The sequence below is a fragment of the Pseudomonas sp. MWU318 genome (genome assembly GCF_016756945.1).
Lineage (GTDB): Bacteria > Pseudomonadota > Gammaproteobacteria > Pseudomonadales > Pseudomonadaceae > Aquipseudomonas > Aquipseudomonas putida_A.
On the sequence record NZ_JAESJL010000003.1, the window covers coordinates 536,633 to 549,056 of the forward strand.

12 protein-coding genes are annotated in these 12,424 nt (G+C 61.0%); 6 read left to right on the forward strand and 6 right to left on the reverse strand.

The features are described from left to right. Positions 1-100 precede the first annotated feature (100 nt). Positions 101-775, forward strand: coding sequence for a hypothetical protein (locus tag JN524_RS10485; protein WP_202369293.1), 675 nt, complete (start codon positions 101-103; stop codon positions 773-775). 65 nt (positions 776-840) lie between these two features. On the opposite strand, the gene JN524_RS10490 is transcribed toward JN524_RS10485, so the two are convergent. Next, positions 841-1,818, reverse strand: a complete 978-nt coding sequence (locus JN524_RS10490) for a quinone oxidoreductase family protein (RefSeq protein WP_202369294.1) — start codon at positions 1,816-1,818, stop codon at positions 841-843. Between the two features lie 163 nt (positions 1,819-1,981). Here JN524_RS10490 and hemF point away from each other — a divergent pair, with 163 nt between their 5' ends. Both hemF and aroE read left to right on the forward strand, forming a co-directional pair. Continuing rightward, positions 1,982-2,896, forward strand: a complete 915-nt coding sequence (hemF, locus tag JN524_RS10495; protein WP_202369295.1) for an oxygen-dependent coproporphyrinogen oxidase — start codon at positions 1,982-1,984, stop codon at positions 2,894-2,896. A 9-nt stretch (positions 2,897-2,905) separates the two neighbouring features. Continuing rightward, positions 2,906-3,727, forward strand: a complete 822-nt coding sequence (gene aroE / locus JN524_RS10500) for a shikimate dehydrogenase (RefSeq protein WP_202369296.1) — start codon at positions 2,906-2,908, stop codon at positions 3,725-3,727. 107 nt (positions 3,728-3,834) lie between these two features. On the opposite strand, the gene JN524_RS10505 is transcribed toward aroE, so the two are convergent. The 3 genes from JN524_RS10505 to betC all read right to left on the reverse strand — a co-directional run bounded on the left by JN524_RS10505 (position 3,835) and on the right by betC (position 8,108). Next, positions 3,835-5,403 (reverse strand): SulP family inorganic anion transporter, encoded by a 1,569-nt coding sequence (locus tag JN524_RS10505; RefSeq protein ID WP_202369297.1) that lies wholly within the window; start codon positions 5,401-5,403, stop codon positions 3,835-3,837. Positions 5,404-5,657: 254 nt separating this feature from the next. Beyond that, positions 5,658-6,578, reverse strand: coding sequence for a choline ABC transporter substrate-binding protein (gene choX, locus JN524_RS10510; RefSeq protein ID WP_202369298.1), 921 nt, complete (start codon positions 6,576-6,578; stop codon positions 5,658-5,660). A 15-nt stretch (positions 6,579-6,593) separates the two neighbouring features. Further along, entirely contained in the window at positions 6,594-8,108 is a 1,515-nt protein-coding gene (betC, locus tag JN524_RS10515) for a choline-sulfatase (RefSeq protein WP_202369299.1), read from the reverse strand. Positions 8,109-8,222: 114 nt separating this feature from the next. Between betC and JN524_RS10520 the strand changes: the two genes are divergently transcribed. Further along, positions 8,223-9,173 carry a choline sulfate utilization transcriptional regulator gene (locus JN524_RS10520; RefSeq protein WP_202369300.1) on the forward strand — a complete coding sequence of 317 codons (951 nt, stop codon included), beginning with the start codon at positions 8,223-8,225 and terminating at the stop codon, positions 9,171-9,173. 82 nt (positions 9,174-9,255) lie between these two features. On the opposite strand, the gene JN524_RS10525 is transcribed toward JN524_RS10520, so the two are convergent. Beyond that, entirely contained in the window at positions 9,256-9,921 is a 666-nt protein-coding gene (locus tag JN524_RS10525) for an NAD(P)-dependent oxidoreductase (protein WP_202369301.1), read from the reverse strand. A gap of 83 nt (positions 9,922-10,004) precedes the next feature. Here JN524_RS10525 and JN524_RS10530 point away from each other — a divergent pair, with 83 nt between their 5' ends. Further along, positions 10,005-10,331, forward strand: coding sequence for a DOPA 4,5-dioxygenase family protein (locus JN524_RS10530; protein ID WP_202369302.1), 327 nt, complete (start codon positions 10,005-10,007; stop codon positions 10,329-10,331). On the opposite strand, the gene JN524_RS10535 is transcribed toward JN524_RS10530, so the two are convergent. After that, positions 10,332-10,733 carry a GFA family protein gene (locus tag JN524_RS10535; protein ID WP_202369303.1) on the reverse strand — a complete coding sequence of 134 codons (402 nt, stop codon included), beginning with the start codon at positions 10,731-10,733 and terminating at the stop codon, positions 10,332-10,334. Between the two features lie 323 nt (positions 10,734-11,056). On the opposite strand from JN524_RS10535, the gene JN524_RS10540 reads away from it, so the two are divergent. Continuing rightward, a complete protein-coding gene (locus JN524_RS10540; RefSeq protein ID WP_007954069.1) occupies positions 11,057-12,364 on the forward strand; it encodes a CitMHS family transporter in 1,308 nt (435 codons plus the stop codon). Positions 12,365-12,424: the final 60 nt, after the last annotated feature.

Consider the following 12,424-nt stretch of genomic DNA (forward strand, 5'->3'; position numbering starts at 1 on the left):
ACTTGATTATCAGACTTTCTGGCGTGGCGGAATCGGCAAAAGCAACCATCCTTTCCCTGCACTCGAAACACTTCGATAAGTTAAGGTCTGCGGAGAAAGAATGGACACTACCAATTTGCAACTCACGGATTACCTGCAGGCGCTTCAGGTGACGTTGAAGAGTCACCATGAGGGTTGTCGCATCGTGATGCTTGAGGCTGGGGCGGATACTCAGGAGTTCGACCGGTTTATCGATCGGCAATTTCGGCTTCGGTTGCAGCATTACATGCTGACTTCACGGGCGCGGATGCTCGAAACCAGACTGGCGATAAAGTCGCGCAGTACCCATTTCCTGCTGTATCGGCACGATCAACTGTTGGCGGTATTGAGAGCGACTCCGGCACCGTTCGAGTGGGTATCGCTGGCGCAGCAACACGTTTCTCCCACAGTAGCGCTGTCGCGCCATGTCGAATTCAGTCGATTGATGTCGTACACGCCCAATCAGTTGCCCATCGCGGTCAACGGTCTGCTGGCGGCCGCTACCGAGTGGGCCATTAAACGCGGTTATAACGGGGTAACCGCGTTGTGCAGATCGCAACAACTGCGCTTCTACCAGCGTTTCGGCCTGATGCCGATCGCCTCCAATGCCCTGCATATCGACCAGCGCGCACGCGGCGATTACTGGGTATTGTCAGCCGAGTGGCGGCAAATCCTCGCGGCGGTGCAACAGCCTGATCACGCGACGGTCGGCCACGTGGTGCAAAAACCGTTGGAGTGTCATCTGCCGAGGTGCTGAACGCGTTAGAACCGACTTGCCAGCCGTGGGTTTGCAACCCTGACTGGCAAGACGCCGAAGGTTTGTCAGGGCAGCAGGATGGTCGAACCGGTGGTGCGCCGTGCCGACAATTCGGTCTGCGCCTTCGCCGCATCAGCCAGTGGATAGCGCTGGCTGATGCTCACCTTGAGCTTGCCGCTGATGATCATCTCGAACAGCTCGTCGGCCATGCGCTGCAGGTTCTCGGCGTTGTTGGCGTAGGTCGCCAGGGTCGGGCGGGTCACATACAGCGAACCCTTGGCCGAAAGAATCCCCAGATTCACCCCGTCCACCGCACCGGAGGCGTTGCCGAAACTCACCACAAGCCCACGCGGCGAAACGCTGTCGAGCGAGGTCAGCCAGGTGTCTTTGCCGACGCCGTCATAGACCACCGGGACTTTCTTGCCATCGGTCAGCTCCAGCACCCGCTGTGCCACGTTTTCGTGGCTGTAATCGATGGTTGCCCAGGCACCGTTGGCCTTGGCCAGTTCGGCTTTCTCCTTGGAGCTGACGGTGCCGATCAGCTTGACGCCCAGTGCCTTGGCCCATTGGCAGGCCAATGAACCGACACCCCCGGCAGCGGCGTGGAACAGAATGGTTTCGCCACCCTTGAGTTCATAGGTCTGGCGCAGCAGGTACTGCACGGTGAGGCCCTTGAGCATGACCCCGGCAGCGGTCTCGAAGCTGATTTCGTCCGGCAGCTTCACCAGATTGGCTTCGGGCAGGGTGTGCAACTGGCTGTAGGCACCCAGCGGGCCGCTGCCATATGCCACGCGATCACCGACCTTGAACCGGGTGACGTCGCTGCCCACGGCATCGACGATGCCGGCGCCTTCAGCGCCGAGGCCGGACGGCAAGGCTGGCGGGGCATACAGACCGCTGCGGTAATAGGTATCGATGAAGTTCAGGCCGATCGCCTTGTTCGCCACCCGCACCTGATTCGGGCCGGGCGCGGCGGGTTCATAGTCAACAAACTCGAGCATTTCGGGACCGCCGTGGGCGCGGAACTGGATACGCTTTGCCATCTGCCTGCTCTCCTTGGGTCTTTTGTAAGCCCCCTATCCAACTCCCCTGCTTGATCTTCGTCAACTGCGGCGCGCAGGTTTGCGGTGTTATGCTACGCGCCCATTTGCGCCGCCCCCTGCCTGCGGGGCGCCCGCGTAGTTATGCCCGATTCAAGGTGAAGCCATGACGACCCGCACCGACGCCGTAAAGGCCTATCTGCTCGACCTGCAAGACCGCATCTGCGCCGCGCTGGAAACCGAGGACGGCGGCACGCGCTTCGTTGAAGACGCCTGGAGCCGGCCTGCCGGTGGTGGCGGTCGTACCCGCGTGATCGAGAACGGTGCGGTGATCGAAAAGGGTGGCGTCAACTTTTCCCACGTGTTCGGCAGCGGTCTGCCGCCGTCGGCCAGCGCCCATCGTCCGGAATTGGCCGGTCGTGGCTTTGAAGCCCTCGGCGTGTCGCTGGTGATTCACCCGCACAACCCGCATGTGCCGACGTCCCACGCCAACGTGCGCTTTTTCATCGCCGAGAAGGAAGGTGAAGAGCCGGTCTGGTGGTTCGGCGGCGGCTTCGACCTGACCCCGTATTACGGCAACGAAGAAGACTGCATCCACTGGCACCGCGTCGCCGAACAGGCCTGCGCGCCGTTCGGGCCGGACGTCTATGCGCGTTACAAGGCCTGGTGCGACACCTATTTCCACATCAAGCATCGCCATGAACCGCGCGGCATCGGCGGCCTGTTTTTCGACGACCTGAACGAGTGGGACTTCGACACCAGTTTCGCCTTCATGCGTGCCATCGGCGACGCTTACATCGACGCTTACCTGCCCATCGTGCAGCGCCGCAAGAATGATGTGTTCACTGCGAAACAGCGTGAATTCCAGGAATTCCGCCGTGGCCGCTACGTCGAGTTCAACCTGGTCTACGACCGTGGCACCCTGTTTGGCCTGCAATCGGGCGGACGTACCGAGTCGATCCTCATGTCATTGCCGCCGCAAGTGCGCTGGGCCTATGACTTCAAGGCCGAACCCGGCAGTGAAGAAGCGCGCCTGACCGACTACTTCCTGCAAGACCGCGATTGGCTGGCCCAGGCCTGAGGACTGCTGATGGATCGTTACGTCGTTTTCGGTAACCCGATCGGCCACAGCAAGTCGCCGATGATTCACAAACTGTTCGCCGAGCAGACCGGCCAGCGCCTCGACTACAGCACCTTGCTGGCGCCGCTCGACGATTTTACTGGCTGCGCCATGGCGTTTTTCCAGGACGGTCGCGGCGCCAACGTCACTGTGCCGTTCAAGGAAGAAGCCTTTCGCCTGGCCAACAGCCTGACCGCTCGCGCGCAACGCGCTGGTGCGGTGAACACCCTGAGTAAACTGGTCGACGGTTCGCTGCTGGGCGACAACACCGACGGTGCCGGACTGGTGCGCGACCTGACGGTGAATGCCGGTTTCAGCCTGACCGGCAAACGCATTCTGCTGCTCGGCGCTGGTGGCGCGGTGCGTGGTGCGCTGGAGCCGTTGCTGGCCGAGAAGCCGGCGTCGGTGATTATCGCCAACCGCACGGTGGACAAGGCCGAGCTGCTGGCCGAGCTGTTCTGTGATCTGGGGCCGGTGTCGGCCAGTGGTTTCGACTGGTTGCAGGAGCCGGTGGACGTGATCATCAACGCCACCTCCGCCAGCCTCACCGGTGACGTGCCGCCGATTGCCGCGAGCCTGATCGAGCCGGGCCAGACCCTTTGCTACGACATGATGTACGGCAAAGAGCCGACCGCATTCTGCCGTTGGGCCAACGAGCATGGCGCAGCAGTGTCGATGGATGGTCTGGGGATGCTGGCTGAACAGGCGGCCGAGGCGTTTTTCCTGTGGCGCGGGGTGCGTCCGGATACGGCGCCGGTGCTGGCCGAACTGCGTCGCCAGCTGGCGCAGTAACAGAGCCTTTGTAGCGAGGGAGCTTGCTCCCGCAATTGGGTTTGAGCTGCTGCGCAGCCAGCGGGAGCAAGCTCCCTCGCCACAGAGGTCTGGAAGTGGCCAGCAGGTCAGTCCTCAAACCGGATCGGACACTTTTCGGGCCCTTCCAGCTTCCGCAACTCCTCCACCACCTGCGGCCGCGCCCGGCGCAGGGTCAGGCTGCGATCCTGACGCAGCAGGCGCCGCGCCTCCTGATGCAGCATCTCCACCCCCGAATAATCGATGAAGTTGATCTGCTGCGCCTCGATCACCACCCGCCTACCGTGCAGCCGTTGCAGGCGCACTTGCAGGTAATGGCTGGCGCCGAAAAAGATCGAGCCACCAACCCGCAGCACATCGTCCTCGCCATCGCGCCAATGTTGCACCCGTGGTTGCGAGGTACGCTTGAGATAAAAGAACAGCGACGCCAGCACCCCGGCGTAGATTGCCGTCTGCAATTCCAGCAGCAGCGTGGCAAGGCAGGTCAATGCCATGACCACGAACTCGGCGTGGCTGACCCGCAGCAACGAGCGGATCGCGCGATGATCCACTAAGCCCCAAGCGATCAGTAGAATGCTCCCGGCCATCGCCGGAATCGGAATGTGTGAAATCAGCCCGGCGCCGAAAATCGCGAACAGCGCGACCCAGATCGCCGAAAAAACCCCGGCCAGCGGCGAACAGGCACCCGCCTCGTAACTCAGGCCTGAGCGGGTGAACGAACCGGCGGAGAGCGATCCGGAAAAGAACGCCCCGACAATATTCGACAAGCCCTGTGCGCGGACTTCCTGGTTGGCATCAAGCAACTGCTGCGAACGTGTAGCAATCGAACGGGCAATCGACAGGCTGGTGACCAGACCGAGCATGCCTACCGCCACCGCGCTCGGCAGCAAGCGCAGCACCAGATCGAGATCCAGCGGCAGCGCACTGAGCGGCGGCAGGCGTCCGACAAAGGCGCTGACCAGATGCACATGGTCGAACATCGCCGGCCATAACCACACCACTGCGCTGCCCAGCACCAGCGTTATCAACAGAGTCGGCCAGCGCGGCAGCAGTTGTCTGAGGACAAAACCGACCAGCACCGTGGCCACACCCAACACCAGTGATGGTTTATCCACAGCCCGCAGGTGTTGCAGCAGGTCCATCAGACTGGCCAGCGCCGTGGCTTTGGCCGGCAGATCCAGCCCCAGCAGATTGGGCAACTGGCCGATGGCAATCACCACCGCCGCGCCGAGGGTGAAGCCGAGCACCACCGAGTGCGAGACGAAATTCACCAGTGCACCGAAGCGCAGCAGGCCGAGCAGCCACTGGAAAATCCCCGCCAGAAAGCTCAGCAGCAGGATCAGCGTGATGTAGTCCTGGGATGCGGGTACGGCCAAAGGACTGACGCTGGCGTAGAGCACAATCGAAATTGCTGCAGTCGGGCCGCAGATCAGATGCCACGACGACCCCCACAGGCAGGCGATCAGCACCGGGATGATCGCCGCATAGAGGCCGTATTCCGGCGGCAGGCCGGCGATCAGTGCGTAGGCGATCGACTGCGGCAACGCGAGAATGGCACCGCTCAGGCCAACGACCAGATCCCGGCCGACGCTGGCGCGGGTTTGCCGGGGCAGCCAGGTCAGGAAGGGCAAGAGTGAATGGCGACTTGGCAGGGCCATGGGTCCTCGCGGGCGGGTTTTGTTCAAGGTTATCAGGGTGCCAGGGTAAAGGCCCTCACCCTAACCCTCTCCCGGAGGGAGAGGGGACTGATCGAGGTGAAAGAGGGAAGTACGCCGACCTGAGATATCCAGTCGAACTCAGGTTCTGAACAACATAAAGATCGGCTCCCTTCCCCCTCGCCCCCTCTCGGGGAGAGGGCTGGGGTGAGGGGGCAAAAATCTCAAGCCGAGCAAAATTCAAAGCCATCCCACGGTCAAAGCTTTGCCTTTACAGCCGCCAAAGCATCCTTGCCATCCACGGTCTTCACCCCCTCCAGCCAATTGTCCAGCACCGCCGGATTGGCCTTGATCCATGCCTTCACCGCATCGGCATTGCTGACTTTCTTGTTCACCACCTCAGCCATGATGCTGTTCTCCATGTCCTGGGTGAACGTCAGGTTGGTCAGCAACTTGCCCACATTCGGGCAGGCCTCGGCGTAGCCTTTGCGCGTCAGGGTGTAGACGCTGCCGGTGTCGCCGAAATACTTCTCGCCGCCCTTGAGGTAATGCATCTTCAACTGCACGTTCATCGGGTGCGGGGTCCAGCCGAGGAAGGTGACGAATTTCTGCTTCTTCACTGCCCGCGAGACTTCGGCGAGCATCGCCTGTTCGCTGGATTCGATCAGCTTCCACTGACCGAGGTCGAAGTCGTTCTTCTTGATGATTTCCTGCAGCGAAATGTTCGCGGGTGCGCCGGAACCGATGCCGTAAATCTTTTTCTCGAACTTGTCGGCGTATTTGTTCAGGTCGGCAAAGTCATGCACACCGGCGTCCCACACATAATCCGGGACGGCCAGGGTGAACTCGGTGCCGTCGAGGTTCTTCGCCAGTTGCGTGACGTCACCGGTGGCGACGAACTTGTCGTAGAAGCCCTGCTGCGCCGGCATCCAGTTGCCGAGGAACACATCCACCTGACCGTCCTTCAAACCGCCGAAGGTGATCGGCACCGCGAGGGTGTCGACCTTGGCCTTGTAGCCCATGCCGTCCAGCAGAAACCCGGTGATGGCGTTGGTCGCGGCGATGTCGCTCCAGCCCGGGTCGGCCATTTTCACCGTTTCGCAGCTTTGCTCGGCGAATGCCGAGGCACTGCCCAGAGCCAGCAGGCCAATCGTCAGTGCTGTGGATAACTTGCGCATGGACTTCCCCTTACATTATTGATTTTGGCAGGGTTGTGGATAACGGGCCTTGCGCTCCAGATCGTCGAGGTCGATGTGGTTGCGCATGTACTGCTGACTGGCGTCCACCAGCGGCTGGTGATCCCAGCTCTTCAGCTTGCCGATGGTCAGGGCATCCGCGACAAAACGCCGGCGGCGCTGGCTGCCGAGCACTTCGCGGTGAATCGCCGGGATGTCCCACTTGGCCCGGGCTTCGGCGAGAAAATCGTCGAACAGCTGGCGATGTTGCGATGACTGGCTGAGTTCTTCGAGCTCACGCGGGTCGTTATGCACATCGAAGAGTAGGCACGGGTCGCTTTCACTGTAGATAAATTTGTAGGCGCCGCGACGGATCATCATCAGCGGGCTGACGGTGCCTTCGGCCATGTATTCGCCGAATACTTCGTCATGCCCGCCCTGCCCTTGCAGATGTGATAACAGCGAACGGCCATCCAGCGGCAGGCCTGGCTCCAAGGTGCCGCCGGCCAGTTCAACGAAGGTCGGCAACAGGTCGGCGGTGGACACTGCCGCGCTAACCCGGCCGGCAGCGAACTGCCCTGGCGCACTGATCAGCAGCGGCACCCGTGCGGCCATCTCGAACCAGTGCATTTTGTACCAGAGGCCCTTCTCTCCCAGCATGTCGCCGTGGTCGCCGGAGAACACGATGATGGTGTCGTCGATCAGCCCGGTATCTTCAAGGGTTCGCAGGAGTTTGCCGACGTTGGCGTCGATATAGCTGCACGCGCCGAAGTAGGCGCGCCGTGCATCGCGAATCTTATCCACAGGCAGCGGCTTGTCCCACAGATCGTAGACCTTGAGCAGGCGCTGCGAGTGTGGATCGAGGGAATGTTGATCCGGGGTGCTCGGCAACGGGATGTCACCGTCGTCGTACAAATCCCAGAACGCCTTGGGAATGGTGTACGGGTCGTGTGGGTGAGTCATCGAAACGGTCAGGCAGAACGGCTGATCGCCGTCCTCGCGAATGTGATCGAACAGGTATTGCTGGGCCTTGAACACCACCTCTTCATCGAAGTCGAGCTGGTTGGTGCGCACGCACGGTCCTGCCTGCAGCACCGACGACATGTTGTGATACCAGCTCGGGCGCACGTCCGGCTCGTCCCAGTTCACCGCCCAGCCGTAGTCGGCCGGGTAGATGTCGCTGGTCAGGCGCTCTTCATAACCGTGCAACTGATCCGGGCCGCAGAAATGCATCTTGCCCGACAGCGCGGTGCGGTAACCGAGGCGACGCAGGTAGTGGGCGTAGGTCGGAATATCGGCAGGGAAATCGGCGGCGTTGTCGTAGGCGCCGATCTTGCTCGGTAACTGGCCGCTGACCAGAGTGAAACGCGACGGCGCGCACAGCGGACTGTTGCAGTAAGCGGCATCGAACACCACGCCCTGAGCGGCGAGGCGCGAAAGATTCGGCAGTTTGATTGGCGACGGGCCGTAGATTGGCAACATTGGCGCGGCCATTTGATCGGCCATGATGAAAAGAATGTTCTTGCGCTTCATGTGATCGCGGCATTCCATAGTGAATATTTATGCGAAATTGCTACGATCGAGCATGAAGACCATGCCCCGTCCGGTAAAGCCTGCGCCGGACAATGACTAGGATAAGCACAGCTTATGTATGACGCCCTCGGCAATCTGTCCCTCGACCTGTTGCGCGCATTCGAAGCGGCGGCGCGTCATCACAGTTTTACTGCGGCGGCGGTTGAGCTGGGCACCACGCAGCCAGCGATCAGCCAGCAGATCAAGCGTCTGGAAGAACAGCTGGGCGCGCGGTTGTTTGACCGGATCTATCGGGGAATTGAACTGACAGAGGGCGGGACGATACTGTTCGAGCAGGTTCAGCTCGGATTGCAGAATATCGACGCAGGATTGAGCGCGATCAGTACGCAGCAGCAACATGAGGTATTGCAAGTCGCCACCGATTTCGCCTTTGCCGCTTACTGGCTGATGCCACGCCTGCACCGCTTCCACGAAGCCAATCCGAACGTCGATGTCAGCCTGGTCACCAGCGAGCGCAACCACAACATGCTGCGCACCGACATCGATGTCGCGATCCTGTTCGGCGACGGGCGTTTCAAGCAGGGCGAAAGCCATTGGCTGTTCAGCGAGGAAGTGTTTCCGGTGTGCAGTCCGCAATTGCTCAAGGAGCGCGCCCTGCCCTTGCCCGCCCAGGCTTTGCTGGAGTTGCCGCTTCTGCATCTGCGCGGGGAAAACAGCAGCAACTGGTTTGACTGGAGCGGGCTGTTTCGCGAACTGGGCATCAGCACCCCGCCAGCACCGGGTCAATTACGTTTCGACAATTACACGCTGTTGATTCAAGCGGCGATTGGCGGTCAGGGTGTCGCGATCGGTTGGCGCCACCTTGTGGATAACTTGCTGACCCAGGGCTTGCTCTGTCGGCCGATCGCCGAGACCACGTTGTCGCGCCTGGGTTATTACGTGGTGCTGCCGCAGCGCAAACGCCGGGGCGCGTTGATTCAGCAGTTTGTCGACTGGTTGATGGCGGAACAGGCCAGCAGTGCCGAATCTCTGACTGGATTGGGGTTACCTTCGATTGCGGTGTGAACAGCAAAAGATCGCAGCCTGCGGCAGCTCCTACAGGGGAATCGCCTTTCAAATGTAGGAGCTGCCGAAGGCTGCGATCTTTTTACGTACCTGAGGTCGCGACAAAATTCACATGCTGCCCCACATGCAGATTCAACCGCAGCTCATCGGCAATCCCCACCGCGACCCGGTTCAGTCGTTCCAGTGGCTCCGCCAGCCCCGGCTCCAGATTGCCGCCCACCTGACTGAAATGCTCAATGGTCAGCCCCGCCACCCCGTGCGGCGCATTCACCAGTGTCCACTGCAGCGGGCTGCTTTGCAGGGCCTCGCGGATTTCTTCGGCGGCGTGGCGTTGCAGTGCGTCGTCCAGATCTGGCTCGTCGAGCACGGCAAAATTACCCACCAGAAACAGCCGTGGCACGTTGGCCATTTGCAAACCGTCGACCAACGCATCGACCGCCAAAACCTGTTCCACCGGGCCGAGCACCACGGACCTTTCCACATGGTCGCTGCTGAACGGCAGACCCGGTGCGTCCAACAAGCAGATCACTGCCGAGCTGCCCGCTACGCTCTGCTTGACCCGCTCGGCATCGAACAGATCGCCGCTTTTGGTGCGCAGGCCCGGACGTGGTGCGAGTACGTTCAAATCGTCGAGAATCGCGATGACTTCGTGCTGCCGTCGCAGCAATTCAGCCATCAACGCACCGCCCAGGCTGGCCATGGCACCATAGAGCACCACTTTCACCGTCGGGGTTTCGGCATTTTTCATGGCTGATTCCTTTTTGTTGTCCCTCGTATGACGTGTGACACGCAGCCTGCGCCGAGGGTTCGAACCGATTCAGAGGCTTTCAGATGCACGCAATCATTGGCTATCACGCCCACGTCTATTTCGACGCTGACTCAATTGATCAGGCGCGCGCTTTGTGTGAACAGGCGGCGCAGTTGTTTCCTCTGAAGATGGGGCGCGTCCATGAGCGCCCGGTCGGCCCGCATCCAGACTGGAGCTGCCAGTTGGCTTTCGGCCCGGAGCTGATCGGTGAGGTGTTGCCGTGGCTGGCGCTCAATCGCAAGGGGCTGGTGGTGTTTTTGCACCCCGACACTGGCGATGATTTGCTCGATCACACCGAGCACGCGATTTGGATGGGCGCGATGCGGCCGCTGGATCTGTCTATTTTCTGATCAAAGGGTTTCTTCGGGCTCGCCCGGCAGATGCTCGTCCAGATGCAGCCAGGGCAATTGGCTGTTCGTCCAGATGTGCCGCTCGGCCGGCGCCCGCTCCGGGTGATCCAGCGTGGCGATGGTCACATTGATGCTCTCAGGGCTGAGCAATGTCACCAGCGCCAGCTGCGCGCCACAACGTGGACAGAAATACCGCGCGCAACTGCTCGACGAGTCATAGCGCGATGGCGTGCCGCTCAGCCACTGGAAGCTGGCCGCCGCCACGGTAATCCACGTGGTGACACTCCCACCGCTGACTTTGCGGCAGATCGAGCAGTGGCAGTGGGCAATGTCGTGCAACGGCCCGCTGAACTGATAGCGAATCTGTCCGCAGTGGCGGCCACCACTGTGCACTTCTTCCATGTCCCAGCCCTCCCGTCCCCGAAATGATTGACTCTAGCCGCATCCGACAGCCGGTTGGCCATTCGCCTGAAGCTTTCGTCAGCGAAAGGTAGCTGAAAGGTTGCCCGATTAGGATCGCCGCCACTACCGGCAACAGACCGGTTGGCCAACGCGTGTGATCGCTCGCATGTCAGGCCCAATTAACAACAACAATGGTGATTCTGATGTCCTCTGTAGCCCGCCTTTTCGCTGAAACTCCGCCCGTACGTCTCGTGCTTCCCGTTCTGCGCTGATCCCTTCCGATCCGCTCACTCAATTAGCCGCGCTACGCCTGGAGTAATCCCATGCTGACTTTCCTTGGCTTCGCCATGGTCATCACGTTCATGTTCCTGATCATGACCAAGCGCCTGTCTGCGCTGATCGCCCTGATCATCATCCCGATCCTGTTCGCCCTGTTCGGTGGTTTCGCGCCGAAGATCGGCCCGATGATGCTCGAAGGCATTACCAAGCTTGCGCCGACCGGCGTGATGCTGATGTTCGCCATTCTGTACTTCGCCCTGATGATCGACTCCGGCCTGTTCGACCCGGCCGTGCGCAAGATCCTCAAACTGGTCAAGGGCGACCCGTTGAAAGTTTCGGTCGGTACCGCCGTGCTGGCGCTCGTCGTTTCCCTCGATGGTGACGGCGCGACCACTTACATGATCTGCGTGGCCGCCATGCTGCCGCTGTACAGCCGCATCGGCATGAGCCCGCGGATCATGGCCGGTCTGATCATCCTCGCCGGTGGCGTGATGAACATGACCCCGTGGGGCGGCCCGACCGCCCGTGCCGCCAGTGCGCTGCATGTCGACCCGTCGGACATCTTCGTGCCGATGATCCCGGCGATGGCTGCCGGTGTGGTGGCGATCCTGATCATTGCCTACTTCTACGGCAAACGTGAGCGTGCGCGTCTGGGCGAGCTGCACCTGATCGGCGACGAGATTGATCACAGTGAAATCAGCGTCTCGCAGTTCCCCGATGCCCGCCGTCCGAAGCTGATCTGGTTCAACGGCCTGTTGACCCTGGCGCTGATGTGCACCCTGATCGCCGGCCTGCTGCCGCTGCCGGTGTTGTTCATGGTGGCGTTCAGCATCGCGATGATCGTCAACTACCCGTGCCTGCAAATGCAGAAGGACCGCGTTGCGGCCCACGCCGGCAGCGTGCTGTCGGTGGTCAGTCTGATTTTCGCTGCGGGTATCTTCACCGGTATCCTGTCCGGAACCGGCATGGTCGACGCCATGTCGAAAAGTCTGCTGGCAGTGATTCCGGACTTCCTCGGCCCGTACCTGGCGGTGATCACGGCGCTGGTGAGCATGCCGTTCACGTTCTTCATGTCGAACGACGCGTTCTACTACGGCGTATTGCCGGTGCTCTCCGAAGCGGCCAGCCATTACGGCATCACCGCAGTGGAAATGGCCCGTGCCTCGATCGTCGGTCAGCCCGTCCACTTGCTCAGCCCGCTGGTACCGTCGACGTACCTGCTGGTGGCGCTGGCCGGTATCGAATTCGGTGATCACCAGCGTTTCACCCTGAAGTGGGCAGTGCTGGTCTGCCTGTGCATACTGGTGGCCGCCTTGCTGCTGGGGACGTTCCCGCTGTTCAGCACGTTGTAACGGCATTCACTCACCATGACGCCAGCTGCTTGCTGGCGTCATGGTTTAACACTCGCTCAA